Source organism: Zavarzinella formosa DSM 19928 (genome assembly GCF_000255705.1).
Taxonomy (GTDB): Bacteria; Planctomycetota; Planctomycetia; order Gemmatales; family Gemmataceae; genus Zavarzinella; species Zavarzinella formosa.
In genome coordinates, this window is sequence record NZ_JH636439.1 from 124292 (window position 1) to 148668 (window position 24377).

19 protein-coding genes and 2 pseudogenes are annotated in these 24377 nt (G+C 59.2%); 7 read left to right on the forward strand and 14 right to left on the reverse strand.

The features are described from left to right. Nucleotides 1–485: helix-turn-helix domain-containing protein (locus BGIM_RS66905; protein ID WP_315849816.1), on the forward strand; the 485-nt coding region annotated here is incomplete at its 5' end. Between the two features lie 448 nt (nucleotides 486–933). Here the strand turns inward: BGIM_RS66905 and BGIM_RS66910 are convergent. The 4 genes and pseudogenes from BGIM_RS66910 to BGIM_RS68125 all read right to left on the reverse strand — a co-directional run bounded on the left by BGIM_RS66910 (nucleotide 934) and on the right by BGIM_RS68125 (nucleotide 7836). Continuing rightward, nucleotides 934–1611 (reverse strand): annotated as a pseudogene (locus BGIM_RS66910) (alpha/beta hydrolase). Between the two features lie 82 nt (nucleotides 1612–1693). Next, nucleotides 1694–2272: pseudogene (locus BGIM_RS68120) on the reverse strand (transposase); the annotation flags it as partial. 481 nt (nucleotides 2273–2753) lie between these two features. Then, complete coding sequence (locus BGIM_RS0101425; protein WP_029629635.1) at nucleotides 2754–7376, reverse strand: hypothetical protein; 4623 nt, start codon at nucleotides 7374–7376, stop codon at nucleotides 2754–2756. A 154-nt stretch (nucleotides 7377–7530) separates the two neighbouring features. Further along, nucleotides 7531–7836, reverse strand: coding sequence for a helix-turn-helix domain-containing protein (locus BGIM_RS68125; protein WP_084759626.1), 306 nt, complete (start codon nucleotides 7834–7836; stop codon nucleotides 7531–7533). A gap of 119 nt (nucleotides 7837–7955) precedes the next feature. On the opposite strand from BGIM_RS68125, the gene BGIM_RS0101435 reads away from it, so the two are divergent. Both BGIM_RS0101435 and BGIM_RS62435 read left to right on the forward strand, forming a co-directional pair. Beyond that, nucleotides 7956–9335, forward strand: a complete 1380-nt coding sequence (locus BGIM_RS0101435; RefSeq protein WP_020468022.1) for a HEAT repeat domain-containing protein — start codon at nucleotides 7956–7958, stop codon at nucleotides 9333–9335. Nucleotides 9336–9352: 17 nt separating this feature from the next. Next, nucleotides 9353–9613, forward strand: coding sequence for a hypothetical protein (locus BGIM_RS62435; RefSeq protein ID WP_157368554.1), 261 nt, complete (start codon nucleotides 9353–9355; stop codon nucleotides 9611–9613). A gap of 142 nt (nucleotides 9614–9755) precedes the next feature. On the opposite strand, the gene BGIM_RS66915 is transcribed toward BGIM_RS62435, so the two are convergent. From BGIM_RS66915 to BGIM_RS48210, 3 genes are read right to left on the reverse strand one after another with little or no spacing between them, the layout of a single operon-like run. Next, the gene (locus BGIM_RS66915) at nucleotides 9756–9902 is read right to left on the reverse strand and encodes a hypothetical protein (RefSeq protein ID WP_020468024.1); all 147 of its coding nucleotides are present in this window, start codon (nucleotides 9900–9902) and stop codon (nucleotides 9756–9758) included. Then, entirely contained in the window at nucleotides 9899–10204 is a 306-nt protein-coding gene (locus tag BGIM_RS66920) for a hypothetical protein (RefSeq protein WP_052639611.1), read from the reverse strand. The genes BGIM_RS66915 and BGIM_RS66920 overlap by 4 nt, the downstream gene beginning before the upstream one ends. Next, nucleotides 10186–11097: a transposase gene (locus BGIM_RS48210; RefSeq protein WP_052639613.1), complete on the reverse strand. Its 912-nt coding sequence runs from the start codon at nucleotides 11095–11097 to the stop codon at nucleotides 10186–10188. Before BGIM_RS48210 ends, BGIM_RS66920 begins: the two co-directional genes overlap by 19 nt. A gap of 11 nt (nucleotides 11098–11108) precedes the next feature. Here BGIM_RS48210 and BGIM_RS0101450 point away from each other — a divergent pair, with 11 nt between their 5' ends. Next, on the forward strand, nucleotides 11109–11360 hold the full coding sequence (locus BGIM_RS0101450) for a hypothetical protein (RefSeq protein WP_157368555.1): 252 nt from the start codon (nucleotides 11109–11111) through the stop codon (nucleotides 11358–11360). A 196-nt stretch (nucleotides 11361–11556) separates the two neighbouring features. Here the strand turns inward: BGIM_RS0101450 and BGIM_RS0101455 are convergent, their stop codons facing one another. Further along, on the reverse strand, nucleotides 11557–14028 hold the full coding sequence (locus BGIM_RS0101455) for a WD40 repeat domain-containing protein (protein ID WP_157368556.1): 2472 nt from the start codon (nucleotides 14026–14028) through the stop codon (nucleotides 11557–11559). Between the two features lie 378 nt (nucleotides 14029–14406). Here BGIM_RS0101455 and BGIM_RS68130 point away from each other — a divergent pair, with 378 nt between their 5' ends. Continuing rightward, complete coding sequence (locus BGIM_RS68130) at nucleotides 14407–14532, forward strand: winged helix-turn-helix domain-containing protein (RefSeq protein ID WP_084759781.1); 126 nt, start codon at nucleotides 14407–14409, stop codon at nucleotides 14530–14532. 569 nt (nucleotides 14533–15101) lie between these two features. Here BGIM_RS68130 and BGIM_RS0101470 read toward each other — a convergent pair. After that, entirely contained in the window at nucleotides 15102–15554 is a 453-nt protein-coding gene (locus BGIM_RS0101470) for a TIGR03067 domain-containing protein (RefSeq protein ID WP_020468029.1), read from the reverse strand. Nucleotides 15555–15879: 325 nt separating this feature from the next. Beyond that, nucleotides 15880–18360, reverse strand: coding sequence for a DUF4159 domain-containing protein (locus tag BGIM_RS0101475; protein ID WP_020468030.1), 2481 nt, complete (start codon nucleotides 18358–18360; stop codon nucleotides 15880–15882). Nucleotides 18361–18810: 450 nt separating this feature from the next. Here BGIM_RS0101475 and BGIM_RS0101480 point away from each other — a divergent pair, with 450 nt between their 5' ends. Continuing rightward, entirely contained in the window at nucleotides 18811–19122 is a 312-nt protein-coding gene (locus BGIM_RS0101480; protein ID WP_020468031.1) for a hypothetical protein, read from the forward strand. A gap of 267 nt (nucleotides 19123–19389) precedes the next feature. Here the strand turns inward: BGIM_RS0101480 and BGIM_RS0101485 are convergent, their stop codons facing one another. Then, nucleotides 19390–21918 carry a WD40 repeat domain-containing protein gene (locus BGIM_RS0101485; protein ID WP_157368557.1) on the reverse strand — a complete coding sequence of 843 codons (2529 nt, stop codon included), beginning with the start codon at nucleotides 21916–21918 and terminating at the stop codon, nucleotides 19390–19392. A gap of 286 nt (nucleotides 21919–22204) precedes the next feature. Between BGIM_RS0101485 and BGIM_RS56785 the strand changes: the two genes are divergently transcribed. Further along, nucleotides 22205–22882 (forward strand): leucine-rich repeat domain-containing protein, encoded by a 678-nt coding sequence (locus BGIM_RS56785; protein ID WP_020468033.1) that lies wholly within the window; start codon nucleotides 22205–22207, stop codon nucleotides 22880–22882. A gap of 223 nt (nucleotides 22883–23105) precedes the next feature. On the opposite strand, the gene BGIM_RS0101495 is transcribed toward BGIM_RS56785, so the two are convergent. From BGIM_RS0101495 to BGIM_RS0101505, 3 genes are all read right to left on the reverse strand, one after another. Next, nucleotides 23106–23468, reverse strand: a complete 363-nt coding sequence (locus BGIM_RS0101495; protein ID WP_020468034.1) for a hypothetical protein — start codon at nucleotides 23466–23468, stop codon at nucleotides 23106–23108. Between the two features lie 74 nt (nucleotides 23469–23542). Further along, nucleotides 23543–23989 carry a hypothetical protein gene (locus BGIM_RS0101500; RefSeq protein ID WP_020468035.1) on the reverse strand — a complete coding sequence of 149 codons (447 nt, stop codon included), beginning with the start codon at nucleotides 23987–23989 and terminating at the stop codon, nucleotides 23543–23545. A 43-nt stretch (nucleotides 23990–24032) separates the two neighbouring features. Next, nucleotides 24033–24242, reverse strand: a complete 210-nt coding sequence (locus tag BGIM_RS0101505; RefSeq protein ID WP_020468036.1) for a hypothetical protein — start codon at nucleotides 24240–24242, stop codon at nucleotides 24033–24035. Nucleotides 24243–24377 lie beyond the last annotated feature (135 nt).

The following is a 24377-nucleotide window of genomic DNA, read 5'->3' on the forward strand; positions in this document are numbered from 1 at the left end:
TGTATTACCGGCTGGCCGTGATGACGATTTCCCTGCCGCCGCTGCGGGACCGCCGGGAGGACATACCGTTGCTGGCCGACCATGTCATCCGGCAACTGGCCAAAACACACGGGTGGCCGGCATTGACGCTGTCTCCCGCCGCCGTGGCCGAGTTATCCCGGCGCCCGTGGCCGGGGAACGTCCGCGAGTTGCGAAACGCCCTGGCCCGGGCCGCCCTTCTGGCCCGCGGCCGGACGATCCAACCCGCCGATCTTGACACTGCTGACGCCTCGATTCCGTCCGCCAACCGGGCGCTCGAAAACCCGCTCAACCTCCGGGCGGCGGTGGCCGAAGTCGAGCGACGGGTGATCGGCCAGGCGTTGGAGCAATCAAAATGGAACCGCACCCACGCCGCCCGCCTGCTCGGCATCAGCCGCCGACAACTGTTCGACAAAATCCAGGCATACGGCTTGCACGAACATCCCGATGAAGCCGGGCAGAGTTGAGGTGGCTGGCCTGTCACAAAAAATCCCCCGCCTTGCGGGGACTGACGGCGGCCCGAAAGAGGAGTCGGTCAACGGGATCGGGCTGGCAACGACAATCATCTTGCCGTCCCATTGCCGGAAGGTTGTTGTTGTTGTGGATGGTGCCGACCAGCCGGGGATATCGGAGAAGTCACGGACAAAACGCGGGATCTTTGCGTCATCATGCCCAACGAAATCGGCTTGTGTCTGGCATGGGCAAGTATCGCGTCCGTGTGGGCAGGGGGAAAAGCCGACCGGGTTGAAGTTCTTCGACCGGCTTCTGGAGAACGTGCGGAATGCCCTCCACAGGGCTATTGATTACGCAAAGATCCCGGCCCCGGAGAAGGCGGCCGCCCCGGAGGGTTAAAGGCCATGACAGCCGAAGAAGCCGCGAAGGCATTCGGCAAGGGCACAGATGTCAATAACTTCCTCAATGGAACAGAAGTTGGGCGAAGTGGTACAGATCGGCTTTCCACACCTTGAAATCGTGCTGGCCGCCGACGATGACGTTGTGCTTGTGCGGAACTTTCTTCTTGTCGAGCGCCTCATGGACACTCTCGGCAATATTGAACAATCCATCCTTGTCGCCACACGCGACGTACAGCGCCTTCAATTTCTTGGCCGCCTCTCCATCCCCGACCAGATCGGCTGCTTTCTTCGTGTTCGGGGCCGGGGAGAACCCGCCGACCCATGCGAACGTGTCCGGATGGCCGAGGCCGAAGTTGAGCGACTGACCGCCGCCCATTGACAGGCCCGCCAGGGCGCGGGATTCACGGTCGGCCTTTGCGGCATAGTTCTTCTAGACGAACGGGATCAGGTCCGTAAGCAGGTCTTTCTCGAACAGAGCGAAAGCGGGAGACTGTTTGGGGATCGGGTCTTTCGCGGTCACGATCGTTGAAGCCCTCCCGTTCGGCAGGACGACGATCATGGGGACGGCCTTCTTGTCGGCGATCAGGTTGTCGAGGATCACATCCGGGACGCCGTGCCGCACCCACTCGTTCTCGTCTCCGCCGATGCCATGGAGCAGGTACAGGACCGGGTAAGTTTTGGTCTTGTCGTAGCCCGGCGGCGTGAAGATTCTCGCCTTCCGCTTCGCCCCGACCGTCACGGATTCGTACTCGATAGGATCGTAGTCGCCAGGGCTTGCGTTTTCTACCCGGTTTCAGCCGCCGGACCATCAGGTGGATCATGGCGAAGTGGATCATGGCCTCGCCGGTCGCTTTGTGGAACTCGTAGCGTCGGCTCAACCGCCGGTAGTTCGACAACCAGCCAAAGGTCCGCTCGACCACCCACCGCTTGGGCAGCAGCCGGAACCCCGGCTCGTTGTCCGTCTGCCTGATGATGATCAGCGACCATCGCAGCAGGGCGGACACCAGCCCGGCCAGCCACCCGGCGTACCCGCCATCAGCCCACAACACTTGCATCCGCGGCCACACGCCCTCGATTTTCGCCTTCGCCAACACCAGACGGGCTCCGTCCCGGTCCCGCAATCCGGCCGAATGGACGACCGCCACCCACACCAGCCCGAGCGTGTCAACCAGCAGATGCCGCTTCACCCCGGTGATTTTTTTCCCCGCGTCGAACCCCCGGGTTCCGCTGGTTCCAGCCGCCTTGACCGACTGGCTGTCGTCCGCTGTTCTCACAAACGCGGAGGACCGGGAACTTGGTCGGCTGTCAGCGCATCCGCACGTTCTTTCCACCGATCCTTTCGGACATCGGGAGTCGCGACGGCCAAGACGTGCTGTTGTCCGTCGCGGATCGACCAGCATGGCCTCATCAGAACGCAATCACGATGGCCTCATCAGAACGCGATCACGATCAACTCCTTCCGCATGGCACGCTGGCGGCCGAAATCTTCTGCAGCATCGGCAGGCGGGTGACATCAAGGAGATCTCCGCGCGATGGTGTGTCGCAGGAGATGGCATGGGTGGAGGCGATCAAACGGCTCCTTTGATAGTGTCGATCCTGATATCGAACCCATCAGTGTTATGGCCGGGCTTCAAAGATCCGCAAACTTGTGCAAGAGTTTTTCCCGATGAACACGAGTGTGCTCTCAAGAAATCGCGAAAAATCCCGGCTTTTCTTCTCGGTTATGTTTGGCGCATCACAGTCAAAATAATGGGGAAAGAGGATTGTTGTTTGGTGACTGCTCCTGTCTACGAGTTCATACCAAACAACAAAGAATTGGCTGACAACTTCATCAAACTTCTTGCATCATCGGGAACCTCCGCTCTCGATTCTGTTTGGTGCTCACCGCCGCCATCGATCAGTTCTGTCGAGATCTTCTTTCAATTTCTTCCTGCGTTTTTTGAGTTGTTCCGAAAGGTGTGTGGCCATGGCAGGTTCCAGAAACTTTTGCACCGCTTCTGACCACGGGGGGATGGTGCCTCCGCCGTACGGATCTCCGACGTTGATCAGCGAGTCGAGCAAGACCCATCGATGGGAAAGATCCAGTTCATTGGCGATTGAGATCAGCAGATCGGCCGTGATCCTCGCTCTCCGCAAGCTGTCTCCCGCAACCAATGCGGCGTCGGAAACGTCGGAATTCGAGTCGTCCGCGAGCAGCAGAACTTCGAGATCCCATTCTTCGGCCTGTGGCAGGAAGCCCACAACAGAACATGCCGCGATCCTCTTTGCAGGCAACTCATCGTGGAACCACTGCCGCACCATCTCCGTCGCCCCCAGTCGTCCCAGTTCTCGCCCGATCGCCTGGACAACCCGGCCAGGTGGATTGAGCAGAAGTGCCGCGAGGAAATGTTTTGCGGCTTCTGAGGGGCATAAGGCTGACACTACTTGAACGTAGGATTCGCCGTCGGGTGTTTCAGGATCTTTCAGACGTTCCAAGGCGAGCCGGACGGACGGCTCCGGATCCCTGATCCCAAGGATCCGGAGAGCGGCCGCCTTTTCCCCCGGTATTTTGGAAGCCTCATAGGGTCCGTAGCCAACTTCCTCGGACAGCGCAAGGATGTTCGGGCAATTGGCAAATTCCCGAAACAACACTGTATCCAACTTTCTGGCCACCTTGGAAAGTCCTGACTGCCAGCGAAACGAACTTTGGCATTCGGCCAAACGCAGCAGGGTCTTGATTCCGACGTCACGGCCCGACGGACTGTTTGCAAGGATGAAGGCAAGCGACATATCAGGATTTCGCCTTAGATCATCGGCCAGTTCTTTCATCGCCGCCTCGTCACGGCGCGCGAGGATTGCGTTGATGGCATGATGTCGGTATCTTCCGCCGAGATGCCTGACGACCAAGCTCACAGCCGAGGGGTCATCATCCCGAAGCCATTCAAGTGCTACCAGACCCGCCCCCGCCGTTTCCGAATCAGTGTCGGCATGCTCAAGAGCCCGCCGGATGGCCGGAAGCAAGTCCCTTCGATTCGCAAAGGCAACGCACAAGATGGCTCCCGGCGTCAAATCACCTTCCTCTCGCAGGGCTGTCAAAACCTCCGGAGGCAGCTCATCGTGCAGTGGCGGGTCAATCAAGGCGTGACAATCTTCAATGACCGTGAGGCAGTTCAATCCGACTTTCAAGTAGTATTGAAGAACTGGCCTCCATTGATGAAGGGCCGCCAGAGCCGCCGCAGCGTATCCGTTTATCACGGACCGGTCGCTTTCATCCTTCGGTTCATCAGTGACCGCAAGACCTGACAGCAATTCAAAGGTTCGGGGCGAGGCCCGTCGACGAGCCAGTTCAAGGGCGTGCATTCGTGCAAACCAGTCCCCCCGGCCGAGCCAGTCCTCCAGCACCCGGCTGAAACCCTCGCCGCCAATTCTTGCCAAGGCGTCCAGCCCTTCGTGTTTTTCGTGCTCTTTCACTTGCCCGTGTTGCGGGCCGACGGCCAGCATCCATTCGACAATTCGCCGTTCAAGCGAGCTTTCCCTTCGTCGACGTATGCAAGCGAGCAACACCGGTCGACTCACCGCGTTGATGAATTCCAACCCTCGGGCGCACTCTGACGAAAGACCGCCCGGTTGCCCGGAGAGAGCAGTTTCAGCGAACCGGCTGGCAAGGTGGTCGAGCAGAAAATCGAAGGTGGCGGGATCGATCAAGTCTTCCCGTTCTTGGAGGACGAGAGCGTATCGCCATGGACACTCGTGGGCCCGCAGGGTGATTGTGAATCGCTCCATAACTTCAATCGGCAGCCGTTGATGCAGGGCCGCAAAGCACCAAGACCGCGTCAAATACAAGGAATGTTCGTCAAGCCGGCCCAACGCCGCGAGCGCGAGACACGGAGCCATGGCCGCCAAGGCTCGCAACGCCACCGACCCGACCGAATCCTTCTTCTTTCCAACACGGCATTCCAGCCAAGCGAGTTCGTCCTCATCCCGGAATTTACGAATACATCTCGCCAGCGAACGTTCGTGATCGGCGTCCACCTTGGCCATCAGTAGTGGTTTGCAGCGGCCCCAGAGCCCAATGTCGTTCACGAAAGAGACCAGATAAGCCAGGTCATGGACCGGAACTTTTGCCGGGTCGGCCCCCAGAACGGCTCGTTCCAGCCACACCGCGTCCAAAGGGACGCATGCCTTCAACGCCCCGAATGTGTCTTCGTAAAGAGACCACGCTTGTTCATGAGGCCAAAGGTAGCCCGCGGGCGACCGCACACCTTCGGCATGAATTTCCCACAACCGGTCAAGGATATCCGCTTTTGGTCGGAGAGAAACCAGACGGACACCCGCCCGGCGAGTTCGGGCGTCTGATGAGTCAAGCATCGCCCTGGCGTGGTCGTGAACCTCGGGAACGCCTGTTGCGACCAATCCTTGGATGACGGTGTTTACACGGTCTAATGCCCCTGTCTCGGTCGCCTCGCGCAACCGCTGAAGCAACAACGGAACGGCCCGTCCCCCGAGGGTTGGCAGGAGATCTTTTAGAAGTTTTCCGGTCGCCCGCCGCCCCAAGACGGCTTCGTACGCCGCGACAAGACGGTCAAAGAGGCCCGCGCGTCGGTCACCTTCGCTCGACACCAGCCATAACACGTCGAGCGGGACGTAAGTGAGATTGCGTCCGCCGGGAACGACGGGCTTGGCTAGCAGTTTCGCAACCGCTTCGACGCAATGCTCCGACTCGCGGAGTGATCGCCTCATTTCGCTTGCAAATGCTTCCGCGACTGTCCAGTTCAGCAGCCTGTCGTGCCAGACCTCGTATCCCCTTCCGTTCGCCTCACGCCACCACCCGGCTTCCACCAATCTGTCGGCCGCGTCTTGTCCGATCGAATTTGCCAGCAGATCGTCGACAGACCACGGATACGCCATCGCCCCGGTCGCCACCTTCATCGCGAGTTTGCGGAACATGCCGACATCGAACGGCCTGACGCCCCGCAGTTTTAATGTGGCCCACGCGCATTCAAAGAGTTCGTATTCGTTGCAAGAACGCCAGCCCTCGAATGACACCACATCCCCGAACAGTTTGGCCAACAGCGGACGGCGAAGGGTCTTCCGCAAGTCGAACGGAACCTCGCTCCAACTGATTCCGACGACTTCTGAAATGTAGTCTTGGAGTTCGGTCAGGGTGTAATCCGGAACGGCGACGACCCGGCCACGGTTTCCGATCGTTTCGGATAGGCCCTCCGCGACGTCCGGCGAACAGGTCAGGACGAGGCGGACGCCCCAGCCCTCCCAATCGCGTTCAATGAGTTGTTTCGCCTCCGCAGAGGACGCGACATTATCCACGAACACCGTCACCCGGCGGTCGCGGTTGTCAGGATCAATTTGTTCGAGATGCCCTCGAAGGCGGCCGAGCGCCTGCACGCCACTGACTCCGCAGACGTCATGCCAAAACGTGTTCGCGGCCTCGGCAAGATCACGGTCCGCGTCGCAGCGACTGTCCACCGGCAACGAAACGTCGCCTTCCGCAATCGCGCAGAACAACACACCGTATCCGTGCCAGGTCTTCCCGCACCCGCTCTCCCCGGTGAGAACGAGAACAGGGGTGCGTTCATCCCAGTTCCCAAGCAGGCTCTTGGTAAACGACCGCCTCACATCCTCGAATGGGTCAATTCGTTTTCGTTGGCAAACACCGGTTAGGTAGGCCTGTGCCTTCCGGCTGAGAGCAGCCCAGTTCGACAGAGGCGTTCCGTTGAGGCCAGCCGATTTCAAAAAAACTTTGGCGTCGATTAACGCATTTCCGGAGCGCGCGAATTGTCCGAGTTCGACCAGCAGGTGCGCGCGTTTCGGTGACAACTGATCCCGCGGCACCCCATGATTCAACAGCCAGCGGTCGATTTGTGTGAGCAAGTAGTCGTGGGTGCGGCCGCCGTCGAACCGAAAGCCTCGCAGGAGTTCCCACGCCTTGCGGCAAGTAACGTCTTCGGGCTCGTCCTTGGCGGGACCTCGTTCCCGGAGCACGTCCACAATTTTGCGGAGCATTTTCCGGGCGGTGTACTGCCCCACCCCCCAAAAGCTGTTGGACGTGTCCGAGCCCGGACGCGAGCGACCAAATCGAAGTTCGGTCTTGTCGTCAAGAGCCGCGAAAACGTCCTCCGGCGGCACTGACGGCAACTTGCGAAAAAATGCCTCGACATCCTTCCATTGCCCGACACGGCCTTCGGTGACGAAACAGTACGCCGTGTCCGGACTGGACAAATCGACCCCCCGGTAGAGATCCGGCAAAACCTCGCGAACAATCTCTTGAAGTGACCACGTCCCGCCCGCGCTCCGGGCTTTTAATTGGATCACCTCACGGCAGGTGGCGGTGAACGTCTGTAAATCTCCCCCCGTCGCCGGTTCCAAAAGAAGCGTCATATCCTCAAGACCGTCATTGCCCGTCCGACGTTCAAGCACGCGCAATCCGCCAACTGCCAAAAGCGAGTAGAGGAGTTGGTACAAAACGCCGTAGACCGTGCTCGGGCCTCCGGATGGAACATGAGTCATGCAATAACACCGATTCGCCGTGTGAAATCTCTGCCTGGCCGATCTTTGCCGAGGTGATTCTGGAAAAGGACAAGGGTGACGCCGGGTCGTTTGCCCAGCCCGTTCTTGTCCCGATAAAGAGCATCACGCTGCGATGTTAAAAAATCAGGAAGAGCTATTCTTTTTTCTTTCGCCCTTGTCGCCTTGTTTCCGCCTCAAGGAATCGGGCAAAGGCCGCTCCGGGTTCGATCCCGCAAGAGATTGCCCAGCCGATGAATTCTGTGATATCCACTCGCCGGTTTGCTGATTCGCAATTGTAAATCCAGCTCTGCGGTTTGCCCAGTCTCCGGCCCAAATCACGCTGTGACAGACCCGCCTCCTCCCGCAATTCCCGAAGGAACAGCGGCAGTGACTGGTAAGGTTGCGAGTGTTGAGACTTGGTCGCCACCGGCCTAAAGATAATCCCGACAACCCTTGACACGAGTTGAGTGTCAGATCATGATCATTGACATTGGTTGCGTGTCGGCGTCGGGCCGGCCCAACCGCGGCTCGCGGCATCCGTCGTCGCGCCGCCAAAGTTCCAGGCTGGAGGTCCTTGTCATGCGAGCGATACGCCTCGGGTTCGCCATGGTTTTTGTTGTTTGGGCATGGGAAGGAAGCCGTCTGTCCGCCGATGAAACGGGCGGGCCGACAGTCGATGAGAAGAAAGTCGAGGCGTTGTTATCCGGCCTAAAAGACAGTGTCGCGTCGGTGCGGACGGCGGCGGCCAAGAAGTTGGGTGAAATGGGGGCAAAAGCAAAATCCGCGATCCCCGCACTCGCTGCCCTCGCCATTGACGACGAGTCTTCCGCGGCCAGGCTGGCGGCAATCGCCTCTCTGGGCAAGATAGGCGGCAATGAAGGGCTTGCCGCTCTCATCGAACTGACAAAACGAATCCCAAAAATGGAATTCGCTCCGCATCTTCCTGATTTGGCGATGGCGCTCGCAGACATCGGCAAGGAAGCGATGCCCTCCCTCCGCCTACTGCTCAACGAGAAAGACCTGCGATTGCGGAGGGTGGCCATCCACGCGATGGGTCGGCTCGGCAAAGACGGTCTTGACGGCCTGGGTGATGCTCTCGGCGACCCGGACAGCTCAATCCGATTTGAGGCTGTCAACGAACTTGGACGGAGCAAAAAGGACGCGGCATCGTTGTTGATTCGCGCCTGTGGTGACGAGAACCGGGGGGTTCGGCAAAATGCGTCCGGGCAACTGGGGAAAATCGCCAAAGATATCAAGGAACCGCTCGTCGCCGCCCTCAAATCGGAGAACGCGCTGGTTCGCGCTCATGCGGCCGCAAACCTCGGCCTGCTCGGGCGGCAGGCCGCTGACGCGACGCTTCCGTTGATAGGGAATTTGTCAGACGACAACCTGGATGTGCGTTACAGTGCAGCCGTCGCGTTGGAAGCGATCGGCCCAAAAGCATCTGACGCATTGAAGCCGCTCTGCGCCGTGTTGAAGGACGAAAGCCCGCACATGCGACGGCAGGCGCTTCGGACCTTGGGCAAAATCTCGCCGCACTCCCAAGATTCCGTCAGGTCAATAATTAACATGTTTTCTGATTCAGACCAGAATGTCCGCGTTACCGCGGTCATTGCCGTGGCAGGGACGGGAGACGCGGGGGGCGAGGCCGTCGGTCCGCTCCTTGGGCTACTCAAAGCCGACGAGCCGAAAGTCCCTTCGTTGCTCGTGCGCGAGGCACTAAAATCGATCAGGCCGGAAAATTCCAAGGCGGATGTGAAAACGCTCGTTGACGCCTTGGATATCAAAGACGCCGAAATTCGCATATTCGTGGCCACGGCATTGGGCGTGAAAGCCGCCGATGCGAAAGCCGCGGCGCCAGCACTCCGCTCTCTCGCCAAGGACAGCAATCAAAAGGTTCGCGACGCCGCTAACTCGGCATTGGAAAACATTAATGCTGAAGCGGCGAAAAAAAATTAAAAAGCCGCGAAAACCGCATGGCAATGATGGTGGCAAAAATGGACACCTCAAAAGAGCAACAAATTCTCTCGACATTCCGAGGCGACGCAGGGCATTTGAAATGTGAACATTTTAAACCAATGAGACTGGCCGCATCGCCTTCCATACGTCAGACGGATTTGATTGAGGCCGACTACCAAGGCATTGATGGGATCCGAGAAACATGGCCGCATTCCGCGGCCGGTTCTTGGCACTCAACATCAGGCAATGACTTCGGCCGCTCGAAATCAAAAAATTGACACCGAAGTCACCTCGCTTGGCCGGGCAATCAGATTGATGGCATGGCTAAAAAAAAGAACCCGCCTTTTCGGCGGGTTCCAAACTTCAAAATATCAACAATACCCGTCGGCCTAAGCTCGACTTGTGCAGTTTTACACCTCTTCATGCTGCCATCGCCAGCCGGCTGAGCAGGAATTCCCGCACCGGAGGCGGGAGTTTTTTCATCTCCACATCCTCAAAAGCCTGTGAAAAAACTCCCTCGTCCCAGAGCCAGCGACGAACGGCGGTGAGGGCGTCGGAGAAGGTCACTCCGACCTTTCCCGTCCAGTCCGCCCGGCCGCCCGGCCGCCCCGCTTGCTTTCCGGGAGCAACTGACACAGCGAGGCCACCACGGAATACAAACCGAACAGACAGGGGGCGGCCCGCAAGACCGTTACCCGACACCAACCACGCGTGCTTTCCAATCCCAGGCAGGAGCGGCATTCTTGAAAGGTGGTTTCGATGCTCTGCCTCCCGCAATAGTGTTCGATCACTTCCGTCGGCGTCCGGGCGGGGTCGGTGGTGAAGAAGTATTCGTCCCGGTGCGTGCCGGTCAGGTCGCGGACGAACACCCAACGGATCGGAACCAACCCCCGCCCGGCCTTATACCAATGGCCGAGTCCGGTCTTGGTTTCCACCCGCCGGACGCCGCCGCCATACCAGCCAACAGTCGCCTCAGCCGTTTTGCCCCGGCGACCGCCTCGAGCGGCTTGGGCAGGCGGTCTCCCTTGACACTGGGACGCCCCTTGCCGTGATACGGCGGGGGCGGCGTGAACAAGTTGGCGTCCGGGTTTGACTTGCTCACCAGAACCAGCCGGTCGCGATGCCGGTGGCAAAAGCGGGCGACCTCGTGCATGCCGGATCCGGCGTCGCCGACGGACGTGAAAGCACGGTCCGGGAAGCGGAGCAGGACCAACCGCAACAGGCGGCACATGAGTTGGGCCGGGGTCCGGTGTGTCCGTTTCCGACGGCGGTTGTCCTCGGCCGAGCGGTACAAATCGACGAGGATTGGCAACGCCCACGGACGGGCGGTCAATGGAAACCGGACCAGAATCGCCAGTACCACCCATTTGTGACCGTACTGCCAGGCGGTGTATGAGTGCGAGGACCGGACGGGATCGCGATGCCGGGCCTTGCCATAAACATGACGCCCCGGATGACCGTCGACTGGGTCGTCCCCGGCCAATGCCACTGGCCCGTCCGGGACGAAATGTTTCAGAAGAAAGCCGGCCAGGACGCAACCGAGTTCGACGCCGGACCAACGGGCGGCGGACAAAACTCGCCGGTAACTGGCGGGGTGGCCGGGGGCGAGGAATTCAAGCGTGCGCAAGATATTGGCCACCGTCCGCCGTCCCGGAGTGAGAAGAACGCCTGCCAGGAGGGTGACAAACCGGTCAAACGTGGGATGGGTGAAGAGCGGGGCAAAAGCGTCGAGCAGTGACGCGGCTTCGGGTGGTAGAATCATGGTGGCCGTCCTTGGGCGATCTGCATGGGGTGTCGCTATTCCATGCTATGCCCGAGGCGGCTTCCAAAACTGCACAAGTCGAGCTGAGCGACGGTTACCATCATGTATTTCGCCCGAACAGCTTGCTGGATTACCTAGGTTGGATTCCGACGAATTTGCCATCCTACAAGCAGTTAAAAATACTCGTCTTGGGAGAAAACGCTCTGTCAGTATTGCGAATTGAACTGGCAGAGGTGGAATCGGGCGAGCAAATAATCATCTGAAGCGACTACTATCAACAACGGTCGTCCGTGTCCCGCCAAGAAGCGAGCGTCTGCGTGAGTAGATGGTGGCGGCTGTTTTTGTGCGTCACGGCACAACTGGCAAGCGGACTGGAGCAGGCCCGGTTAATCATTGAGGCGAAAACCGCATTGGACGACTCGGCTTGAGGTGAACCGGCCACCACCGTGGTCAATGGATTCATTTCCGTTTGAGTCGAGCTAAGGCTTCCGCTGCGTCTTCTGTCAGTCTGGCTCCCGGAGCGCCGGCCGCCCACGCCGATAGGAGAGCGGCAGTTTCAGCGCTACCAATCCATTCCAAGGCTGACACGGCCCGGCTGGCTCGCAGATCGGAAGGGGAAGGATCGCCATTAATTCGGCTGAGAAGAGTCTCAAGCCGTTCGCGGACCTCGACCGGCGGTTTGTTGGCCAAAGCCGTCCGAATCGCCGGGACCGCCAATCGCCCGAAGTTGTTGAGTTCCCGCATGGAGTTTTCGCGGATGGCGAAGGCGTCGGAGTTTAGGCGGCTGATCAACTTGGTCAATTGCTCCGGAGTCGGCGTGACGGCAGCCGGGAGATGTGATCGAAGAAGTTCCACTGCCTTGGCTGGCTCGTCAACCAATGAACACATGGACCGGTAGGCGACTGTCGCATTCGTGGCCGCCAAGTCATCCCACACTCGAGGGCCTGGCGGCCCGGCAGCCGGCCGCATCTCCCACTGATACGCGATTCCGTCGTCTCCGACGGACAACGCGGTCCGTCTTCCGGTTCCGAATGACACAAGCGTCACCCGCCGCAGGTGTCCGGTGAACCGCAATGCCTCCTGTCGGGCATCGACATTCCAGAGCCGGACTGACCCGTCCGGCCCGCCGATCAGAAGCCATTTTCCGTCCGCAGAAAAGCCCAATGATCCGGCCCCGTGCGGATATCGGAAACCCCGGTTCATGGCCGGCACGGCGATGATTTGAAACACTGCTTGCTCCACCCCGGTCGTCGGGTCACACAATCGAACGCGGCCGTCGCCTGTGGCCGCGGCCAGCCGTCGGCCGTCCGGGGAGAAGGTCAGCGCGGTGACGGTGTTGATCTCCCGGTCGGGTGTCGCTCCCGGCAACGACACCCGACGAATCTCGGCGCCGGTGGCCGGATCGAGGAACACCAGCGAGGGCGTCATGCCCGAACAGACGAATGACTTCCCATTCGGGGCAAACGTCCCCAAAGCTGCCGGTATTCCCGCCCATTCCTCGGTTCCTGTCTCCGTGACCCAAGATCGGAGCCGGTTCCACTCGTTGTATCCGGTCACCAAGCGACCACCGTCCGGGGAGAAGGCCAACAATCCAAGGTCGCGCGGCCGACGGTCCGTGTCAGGAAATTGGATTCGGGACGCCTGCCGACCGCTCATCGTGTCGCGTAGTTCAACGGAGGCCGACCCCCGGCGGCAAACCGCCACCTTTCGGCCATCCGGCGCAATTGCCAGTCGGGATATCGGCTCGCCCGCCTCGCTCAAGACAGCTGCCCGTCCGCCAGTCGTCGTGTCCCAAACATCAACGCGGCCCGACCCGTCTCCAATCATCAACTGCCTTCCGTCAGCCGTGACGGCCGCAGCCACGCTGTTCGTATAACCGCCGGGTTCGGTCAGAGGTTCGCCGGACCGCCACCGAAACCTGCGGATGAATCCGTCAGAGGCGCATACGAAGATCGTGTCCCCTCCGGGCGGCACATGCAGGCCGGTCACCCGGGCTTCGGCGCGGCCAGCCGGCCGCGTGAGCGTGGAGAGCACTTTCAGCGATGCGGAATCCCGGCACGTCACCCCTTCACGCGTGGCCAGGAAGATTGTCTTGCCGTCAGCGGCGAACGCCACCAATCCAGCCGTCACGTCCCCTGAAATATCCGCATACTGCAAACGGCGTCCGTCCGAAATGGCCCATAGTTCAAGGTGACCGAACACGCTGAACGTTGCAAGCGTTTGCCCGTCGGGCGAGGCGGCCAGCCCCTCGCCGCGGACTTGCGTTTTCACCCCCGTGGATTTGCCATCGGAGGACACAATCATCACAGACGCATCTCCCGTCTTCTCCGTGAGGCCGACGAGAGTCCGGGCGCCCGGGACACAAATCCGGGCGACAGTCGGCGTCGTCCGGGCCAGTTGCCACGTTTGGATGTCACGGAACTCTGTTTCCGTTCCCGTGCCGACGACGAGTTGCCGGCCATCGGCGGAGAAGTCCACAAGCCCGTTGAACCTGGCAGCTTGGCCAGGCTCAAGCCGCTTGACTTCCGCCCCCGTGGCCACGTTCCACACGAATACCGTTGAGGAACTCACTCCAGCCGCCAGCAACTTCCCGTCGGGAGAGAAGGCGAGCCTCGGAAAGGAGACAGCGGGGGAGTTGCCGGCGTCAATGCGTCGGACGGCGGCCCCGGTCATCGTGTCCCACAGAATGATGTTTTGGCCGGCCGCCGTGGCCAGGGATTTGCCATCAGGGGACAGCGCCGAGGCTGAAATCCCCCCGGGGTGCCGAAACCTGATTTCGCCAAACCGGCGGACGGCATCGGCCGGCAGGAGGAGATCACGTCCGGCGGCCGACACAACATGTGGCGGGACTGGAGACGGCTCTCCGGCGGCGCCAGACACAGTCACCCCGAACATGGCGAAGACGAGGAGAGGAACGCATGGTCGTGTCATCAATAGTTCCGGGTCTTGTAAGATCGATAGCGCAACCGTAATAGTTGGCGGTGATTACCCCAAGCAAATTCCTTTGACTGCTGCTTTGAAGGCAGGCAAAGCATATTGAATGCGGAGTTGTTTGTGGTGATTGTTTACTGATGCGAAGCAAAGGAACTGCTTCCGACTTGGAAGCGAGGCGACAGCTTGCCATAAAGAAATTGCAGGATGGCCGGACCCAAGTGGCCGTTGCTGACTTTTTTGAGGCCCATCCGGTGACGGTCGCCAAGTGGCTGGCCCGGCGCCGGCAGGCAGGCGATGTCGGATTGGTGGCGAAACCGACTCCGGGGCGACTCCGGTTCTTGACGCCGGAGTCAGGAACATCCAGTCTTTGGATAGCTGGCGGAGAAACCAGCCGCCTATTATTTTTGCACCGATCTTTGGACGGCCCGTTGTGTGGCCGAGTTGATTCGTCGGCGATTCGGCGTGCGATACCATCCAGACTCCCTGCGGGCTTGGTTGTGACAGCGGGGTTTGCGGCCCGCAGAAGCCTCGGTGTTGGATCAGACAGAAGAATCAATCGGTCATTGACCAGTGGATCGCAGATGAACCACCACCGGGACATCCCTGTATGAGGGCCGCACTACCGGCGCATTCGGAAGAGAAGCCTTTCCGGCGGAACGGCGGTTGGTTTCTGCCAACTCACCGCATTTCCCAGTCCAATCTGCTCAAAGCCGTCCTCAACGCGGACACTGTCACCATTACACTGTTGCCGGTCTTGGTAAGTGAGTTGGTCTTGCCAAAAACCTTTGCGGTTGGCCAATCGAAAATGTAGTCTTTCTACCACTTCTTGCCTTTCACACTCTGATCCCTCCATTCGTGACATTCCGTCTGCCCTCGTCGCCTGAATGAATAGTTTTTTAATTAATGGGTGGCGAAACTGATAGAGATTTCGCATCAACAGGCGGCAAATTTCCCGAACTCTCCAACTTCGCGGATTGGAGCGATTCGTGGTTCCGCGCTGCGCGCAGCCTCGCCATCCTACAAGTCTTTATGGAAGCCAAGTCCGCCCGACGGGCTCTCGACCTCCATGCCTATTCTTTTGCCTTCTCCACACGCTTGAGGGTCATCAGAACGTTCTTGGACTTGGCCGCCGAGGCAAATTCTGTCGGCCGCTTGCCTCCGGGGGCATCGAATTGGCACAATGTGAGCACGTCTTTTTCCACTTTGTAAATGCCCGGGAGGGTGAACTCCGGTGTATCCGCGCTGCCCAATGTCAGGTCAATCTCCATCGGAGCTTTTGTCTCGTCAACCTTGTATGTTCCTGTAAGCCGGGTCTTCCCGTCCACAATGATCTTCGCCTTCCCGTCCGCCGTAAACTCATACTTCATGGGGCTGCGGATTGGCATCACTTGCCCGAAGGCCGTTGCCTTCTCGCACTCCCACTGTCCAAGGAGGACCGGAGGAACGGTCTTTTTGGGAGCGGCTTCTTTGGCATCCGGAGCCCCGACAACAAGAATCAATCCGACGACGAACATGGCGTGCATGCCGGCTTCTCCTGATTTCTTCCAAACAAATTGCGGTTGGTCCACCCTGCCTGCTGAAAATGACTGACGAACCCTCGCCTGTTGAGTCGCAACAATCATAGCCGGCGGTCAACTGTGCAAGGCGCCACAACGTGAGGTTTTGTTTTGATGTTTGCTGTTCCGCCCAATGCACCCCGGAGGTTTCGCTAAATTCCGGGCAAGCGGAGAAACGAACGAGAACTGGGAGAGTGTGGCGGTTTGCGGTCACACTCTTTGGAGTTGAGAAAGTGTGACCATTGTTCGGTCAAAAGAGGCACAAGAGAAATTCTCGGGACAGGCGGAACGGTCATTTCTTTAGTGAATAGAGAAGGGCGGCCGTGGCCAGTTTCATGGCGCTGTCAGGATCGTAGCCCTTGCAGGCGCTGGACTTGTTCTTCTCCAGCGAGCAACCGATGTCGTACTTGCTATAGATCACCACCCAGCGGTCGTCGATCTTGATGCCTTCCAGCAGGGGCTTCGTGTCGCGGAAATTCTTCTCCGCGCCCCCCTCGGCCGTTTCCGTCCGGCAGCGGACGTTGGTGATCCAATCGCCGTTGAGTTCGGAACTATACAGAAAATCCGTCTCGGGGATCACCTGCAATTTTTGGTTCGGGAAGGTCTTCTTCATGAACTCCCGGAAGGCGGCGTCGAACTTGGCATCGCCGCAACAGGCGTCGGCCAGCAAGGTGCCCCCGACTTCGAGATGGGCCTTCATGTTCTCAATCTCGGCCTCGTCGGTGGTGAACGCGGCCTTGCCGTGCATGTACACGAACTTGTATTGCCAGAGACGTTTCTGCGTCATCGGCACATCCTGCTTGGCCAGCGACACGTCCAGCAGATATTTGTCGCGGGCATTCATGGCCAGCATGCGCAGGGCGTTTTTGGCGGGCTGCCAGTCGCCGCCATCGTGCCGGATTTGGGCCAATTCCACCAAATACCGGGCGCCGGCCAGCGGTTGGTCATCCTTCGGGTCGCGCACCTTGGGCTTGTCCAGTCGGGGCTTGGGGGGCTCAAGCCCGGTGGCGTAAGCCACGATGTTCCCGGCCAATCGGTAGGCCAGTTTGCCCCGCATGGTGTCCCCGACGATCTCGCCGACTTTGGGGGAATAGCGGCCGTCCTCCCAATAACCGGCCAGCGGTTGTGGAATGAACACAACCACCGTTTTGCACCCCCGCTCGATGGCCTGAACTCGCTTCGCCTCGGGGATGGACGCCCCTTGAAACGCCTCGGCCGGAACCAAGGCGTGGGACGACCAAATCGGATGATTGGCCGAAAGCGGCGTGAGCGGGGATTCCAGCCCGAACATCTCGCGGTCTTCCATCAGGGCCTTGAAGCCTTGCGCGAATTCCTCCGAGCCGCAACACGCCTCGGCGAGAATGAAGCCCCCTTCGTCCACGTAGCGTTTCAGCACCTTCTTCTGGGCCGACGTGAGTTTCGGGGCTTCATGGCCGTTCATGTACAGGATCGGCGATTGCAAGAGGTTGGAAACCTCCTCGTTGATCTTCGCCTCGTTGCCCAAATCGGTCAGACGCGGGTCGAAGACCTGCCACGCCAGCGGCATCTTCTTGAAGAGTTCCCGCGAGGAATATTCAACGATATGTCGGGTATCGTTGTGTTTGCGGTTCCAGCCTGTTCCCTGGCCGGGCCGGTCGCCGGCCGAGTCCCAAGCCATCTTGCTCATCAGAATCGGCGTGCGCCCCTTGGCCATGAACAAGAGGGCGAAACTGGTGGAGTTCACCGGATGATTATCAAAGGTCATGCCGGGGATGCGATACTCGCCCCCTGGTTTTTGGGCCAGCCCGACGGTGTCGGCGGCGACTCCCGTCAGGATTTCACAGCCTTCCCGATACCAATCGTGATCGCCGATGAAACGCTGGCCCGAGAGCCGGCCAACCCGTTCCATTCCGTAAACGTTGTAAAAGGTGTGCGGCGGGTTGGTGAAGCGGAACTCCTTGGACAGCCAGCGCAACCCCTTGGCGACGGCGTCATCATCCGGGTAGAAGCCACATTTCCTGGCGATGCCGGTTCTCTCGTCGAACTCTTGGGAATTATCGTTCTCTTCCAGCGAAGAGATGATCAGGCCGCACACCCCGGCGGCGGTCATCGATAGCGTTCCCTTGCCCGTTTTCTCGCCGGAGAAATAGTTCCACCCGGCGATCGGCTTGCCATCGGGGCCGGACATCTGGTTGCATTGAGTCTCAACGTAGTAGCGATGAATTTCCTTCCACACCAGCGGGTCGATCTTCGCCCCCGCCGCCCTTCCGGCCATCAGGCCGAGAAGGGCGTATTGGACGTTGGAGTTGTCCGGCGGGTTGCTGGAGTTCATCACATAGGTCCAGCCCTCCAGTTTGCCGCCATTTCCGAGCTTTCCCCCACGCGTGGTGGCGGCATCAATCAGCCAGTCCACGTTGGCCTGGATGCGGTTCAAATCTCTGGTGTCGCCCAACTCGGCCAGCACCATCGTGTGCAACCCGACGACATAGGTGTGCCGATTGTCGATGCCCCGGATGTACGGCAAACATCGCTTGATGACGGGGTCGTCTTGGGAGACGCCAGCCGTTAGCAGGGCCAGGATTGCCAAGTTGGTGGTCCCGCCGGGGAGGAACATGGTGAGGGAGTCGTTCTCCCAATTCCATGTGTTGGCCTCTTGGTTCTTCTGCTGGGTTTTCAGGTAGTCGATGGCCTTGTTCATCGACCTGCGAACTTTTTGCACCAGTGGATCATCGGCCGCCCGGCAGTTCGTGGGAAGGAAGAAGAGGGGAACCAACAATAAGACGAGGAGACGCATGCGGGTTTCTCCTGAAAAACGGAGATCCATCATTCTCATGGTAGTCGATGAGCAAAACAGACGCGACGGTAAAATGACCGGTGTTACTCTCGCATTTCTTGAAGGAAATGATGTGCTTCTTTGTCACGCCTTTTCAGCAACTGGCTTGCTGAGCATATCCAAGACCTGACTAAGTGAACATTTACTATGACTTTAGTGATGAATCCGTGTTGATTCGAGAAAAACCGAGCGCATAATCAAACTCATCACGGCGGGTCGTCCGCAGAAATTACTCCCCTCGCCTTGTTGAGCGTTGCCCGGGTCGGTCATCGGTGGGAGAGGCTGGTGGCCGTCCGGGTGATTTAATTTTCACTTGGATCGGGGAGATTAATGTGAAAAAAATCAGAGCGGTGGAATGAGACGGCCCCGTGCGGATGTTCAATAAGTTGTTCACTAACTGGAGCGCATGCGATGATTCGGAAATTTGTGGCGGCTGGCGTGGCCGTGGTGTTGGCGGTCGGCTCAGTCTTCGCCGAGGAGATCAAGGCCGTGTTTGTGAAGAACGACGACAAGACAATCACGGTCAAAGTAGACGACAAAGAAAAAACGTATCAGGTCGACACGGCCAAGAAGATCAAGTTCAAGACGAAGGACGGCGAGGAGAAAGAGATTACCATTGTGGACGGATTGAAGCGTCGGAAGGAAGGCGACAAGGTCACATTGACCGTCGAGGGAGAAAAGGTCGTGGGCGTGAAGGCCGAGCGCAAAGGCGACAAGAAGTAAGCCCTTCCACCAACCCTTGTCTGGCCACGAAATAACCCGACGGGTTTGCGCCCGGCGGGGCCGTGAATCAAGTATTGTGCCTTGGCACACACAGCGCACCGGTATGCCATCCATCATCATCGTGCGACAGCAACCGGCCGTCATGCGGGCCATCACCGTTTGAGGGACGAGGCACTGCGAGCAAGCCTTCGGCATCCATCCCTTCAGGACAGCTTCGATCCCTTCCAATCCCTGACGTGATCATGTCGCCCGAATACGTCAAACACATCATGGAGGATAAGGCTTCATCCGGCCCAGCGCTTGCGCCGCCTGTTCCGTGAGGTGGCCGCCCGGCGCTCCGGCGGCCCACGCTTCGAGGGTGCGGCGGGCGTCCACGGAGCCATTGGTTTCCAAGGCAAAGATGGCGCGCCGCTGGCGAATCTCTTCCGGTGTGAGCGGCCGGGCGAGGTCAGCCAAGAGGCGTTCGATCCGCTCGGCTGCTTCGGCGGGTTGCCCTGTTTTCAGTGCTTGCCGAAGGAACGGACCGATCGGCTGACCCGCTTCGGCCAGCTTTCGGGCCGCCGCCTCGCGGGCGGCGAAGCGGGGGTTGTCGAGGTCGCGAATCCACTGTCCGATGGTTTGGGCGTCTGCGGCGGCCACCGGGGTGATCTTCTTCCGCAGGAACGTCCCCGCGTCGGTCGCGTCGCTCAGTTGCCACATCGCGTCGAGCGCCTCCTTCGGACTTCCGGTGTCAAGTAGCTTCCAGCACGCTTCCAAACCGACTTTTGGCTGGACCGTCGGCCGGAACAGAGTCAGTAACTTTTCCACGCCGCCCGGCGTCGCGGACCGATATCGCCAAATAGTGGGCACATCGAACGGCGCCTCGGCCACCTTCTCGAATTTGATCGCATCGAACAGGAACGCCTTCGAGTAATTGATCGCGATTAAGAATGTCCCGTCGTCCGAGTATTGCAGACTCAGAATATTCTCCTCTTCTGTCAATTGCGTTTTCAGATGGGCGCCGGTCACGCCGTCGAAAAATGAGACGCGGCCCTTCGCGGTGGTCAGCGCCAGCATCCGGCTGTCCGGCGAGAACGTGAAACGAGTCTCATACGCGGCCCCTTCCAATTCTTTGGGCCGTTCCAGTTCTGTCGGCCGCCGAAATGTGTCCGCGTCGTACAAGGCGACCGAGTTGCTGTCGAACCGCGACGCGCAGACGGTCTTGCCGTTCGGACTGAACGCAAACGACGCCATCTGCTTTGGCGGGGCCAGCCATAGTTCCTTGCCCGTCGGGATGCGGTACATTCTGACCGAATAGCCAGTCCGAACCAGCAGTTTTGTCTCATCGTCGGAGATTTGAAGCACGTTGTAGGCCCACGATGACGATTCCTCGGTCTCGCCGAATTTCGCGAGCAGGTCGCCGGCTTCCATGTCCCACAAGCGTATCCAGCCTTTGCCATCGCTGGCGGCCAGCCGCCGACCAGACCGGGAAAATACCAACTGGACCACCGGCTCTCCTTTGGCTTGGAGGGTGCGCGTCACGCGGACGCCGGTCGAATCCCAGAGGTCGATGCGTCCTTGCCCGTCGCCGACGGCCATGGCGTTCCTGGCCCGGCTCCAGGCATACACGGGGCGGCCAACGTATCCATCCGGGACAGGAACCTCTTTCCCGTCCGGCAGTTGCCATGTGCGCACCAAGCCATCATCGCCGACGGTGTACAGGCTGTTTCCGTCGGGAGATAAGTGCATCCGCATCAGATATTTGGCGACGGCCTTCCACGAACGAACTTTTGTCTTTGTGGCCAAGTCATACACCAGCACGTTTCCTCGGCTGGCGCCAACATACAGCAACTTCCCGTCGGACGAAAATTCGATCGTCCGGATGCGGTCGGGCATCTTTTCCGGCACGAATTCGAGGATGCCGATCTCTTTGTTGTCCTGCCAGTCCCAAAGCACGATCTCAGCCCCCGATTTCCGCGTCACGGCCAGTCGCCGCTGGTCGTCCGACAGGGCGGCCACCGTGCCATAGGCCTCCTCCTGGTCGAGCCGGAACTCGCGGACGGCTTTTCCCGTCTTGATGTCCCAGAGTTCCAGCACCGGCTGAATGCCGTCGCCGGTCCCGGAGGATTGCCGCGACCGCAGGATTCTCTCGCGGTCTTTGGTGATTCCGAAGTACCCCGCGTGCGGATGAAACTCCGCCGACAGCCGATTGAACTTGGCCGTATCCCACGTGGTCGTGAAGTACATGGACTGGATGCGAAGCCGTTTGTTGTCGAGGTATTCGATCGCCAGATGGTGGTCGGCCATGTGTTTTCGTCGCTCGAACCCTTGGGCGCCCGCCTTCTTCAGAGCTGTTTTCTCGGTGTCGGGATCCCAGGCGATCGTCGTCTGGAGTTTGCCGGTGGCGATGTCCCATAGGCATACGGTTCCCAGCGTTTTGTTCGCTGTGGCGAGTTGCCTGCCATCGGGTGACAGACGCACCACGCTGATGCGATCCAAGCCACTGAATGACACGCTTTCCGACTCTTGAACCCGCAGCAAGCGTTTGCCTGTTGGCAGTTCCCAAACAACGAATGCCGAGGACGCGGTGGCCATGAGTTTGCCGTCCGCGGAAAGGTCGGAGTCGATGATCCAGCCTTCGTCTTGCCGGAAAGCCTCGCTGCCCCACCAAAACGGCCGCTTCTCAAAGGTTGTCGTCGCCCGGGACGGCTCGGCCGCCCAAGCCATCTTCTCGCTGAACGCCAATGCGAAGGCTAACCCGACAATCAGCGGCAACCAACCCGGCAGCGAACCAGTTCGGGCGACGTGTTTCACCATGGCAGAACCTCCCGACACGGATTCCGGACACCGGGTGGGAGTATCCCATCCGGCCCAGCCCCGGTCAACCGGTTTGCCGGAAGTTTGCCGACAATGTGTCGGCCAGTCGTCCGTCAACTCAGTGAGTTGCCACAACGCCAAGTTTCGGGAATGACAAAGTAGGCCACAATGCCGTCCGGCCGACTGGAATCTAGCTGTTCCGATTCGCTGTTTCAAACGATACTAAACGCCCGAACGCATCGGGAAAAAGATGATCTCTTGGGACGCACTGACCGGAGGGCGACTGATGAAAAACGAAACTTGGGCAATTGCTTTGGCCGTCATTCTCGGGATTTGCTCCCCCAGCCAGGCAGGCGAGGACGAAGACCAGGCGGCGGTCATTGTCAAGAACCTCGGCGGTCGGGCCGTTCGGGACGAGGCCAGACCCGGCAAGCCCGTTGCGAAGGTGTATCTCGACGGCTCGAAAGCGAAGGACGCCGACATCAAAGCGCTCGCCGCATTTCAGCAACTGGAAATACTTGTCCTCAGCAGCACGATGGTGACCGATGCCGGACTGAAGGATTTGAAAACACTGGGCATGTTGAAAACACTCGTCCTGAACAACACGGGGATGACGGACGCCGGCCTCAAGGAACTCGCCCCGTTGACTGGCCTGACCACGCTGCACGTGGGGCAAACCCGCGTGACGGACACGGGGCTCAAAGAACTTAAACCACTCAAGGGGCTGACCACGCTCGGCGTCCGGGACACCGCCGTCACGGACGCGGGGCTGAAGGAACTCGCGTCGCTCAAGGATCTGAGAATTCTCTATCTCGGCGGCACCAAAGTGTCAGACGCGGGGGTGAAGGATCTCGTTCAGTTCAAAGGGCTGACCTCGTTGGGCCTGCGGGACACCAAAGTGACAGAGAAAGGCCGGACAGAGCTAAAGAAGGCTCTTCCGGACTGTAAACTCATCCTCAAGTAGTTGATCAGAGACAGTCGGTTTCGATTGGCTATCCGTGAGGATCTCAACATGAGCAAGCGGACAAAGGCCGCTGTTGAAATCAGCGGCTCCGCGACTGCAACCATTTCGGACAACACCTCGAAGCCTCCGCTTGGGTAGCTCGTCGAGGCCGCGCCGAAGAAGTGAATGCCAGGGGACCGGCTCGATTTCTCTCCGCATGGCCGGGCATGCCAGCGACAGGTGACTAATCCTTGACGGATATGATGTGCTTCTTCGTGACGCTTTGTCCTCCGGCGGGCGTGATGGTGATGTTGATTTCGATGTCACCTGCTTTTTCCGCCTTCACTTTGAACTTGTGCTTCCCGCCGCCGATCAGGGTCCTTCCATTCGTTGACTGGCTCCGTTCCAGTTCGCCGGTGACAGGCTGGCCGTTCACCGTCACATCAACCTTGTTTCGGCCCCCGACGGCGGGCCGGTCGAATGTGATGACTTCCCCGACCTTTACTTCCTTCGGGAACGAGTCGCCGCCTCCGACCTGATGATCGGCCGCGCTAGCCCCGATGGTCAGAATCACCATGAAAAAGACGGCAATCATTGAGCGAATCATAAATTTTTCCGATGAGTTTGGGGATGAATTCGTTGCCTGTGGAAGTCGGCGTTGATTCGCCGGATGAGCTTGGATTAATTGTTCGCGTGCCGCTCTGTCTTTTCGGTGAGGGCCGCATGACACTCGCGAGCGCCGGGCAGTCGACTTGCCTTTAATTGAACAAGCACTTGTTTTTTGGCGCGGTCCGGCTGGCTCTCATTCGGATACATGATCGTTAGCCAAGCCGCCGTCTTGGGCGATTCCATGTTCAACGCATGGAAGCCCCGCCCCGCCTCGTCCAGGGAGATGCGTTTGGCGATCAAATTTTTCAACACGGCTTCCCGACAGGCGATTCGTCCCAGACTTTGCTGATTCTCCCGGTCCATGCTCGCATTCGCCGCTTCGCAGCGGGCGATTTGTTGCTCCAATTCATCCACACACCAGAAGTCGAGCCAGAATTCTTCAGCGGCGGCCGGCGAATGAAGCCAGACGGCCGCCGCCGTGATCGTCAGGCCAATGATCAGCCAATGCTTGCGATTCATCCTTCACCACCTTCGTCCTTTGGTTGGGAATCGTTTCCGTTGCTCAGGCCACCGAACGGAGTTCGCCCGTTACGTTCTTGATTGCCGTGAGCTTCACCAACCGGACGACGGCCTCCAAGCCGGTGCGGAAACCGCCCGCCAGAAGACGATAGTGTCCCTGCTGCTGAACGGTCAGCCGCTTCCATTGGTCGTCCGACAGAATCAGAAGATGACCGGCATCGTATGAGCCGGCCTGCTCGTAAACGTGATACATCGCATGTATCTCCCGTGTTTTGAATTGAAACGATGACAAAACGAACTCGGCAACCGAAGGCCATATCCAACGGGTCACCCTCTTGGACGCTGTTATTATGCCCTCGATTAAAAACGATTCAACCGCAAATTATTA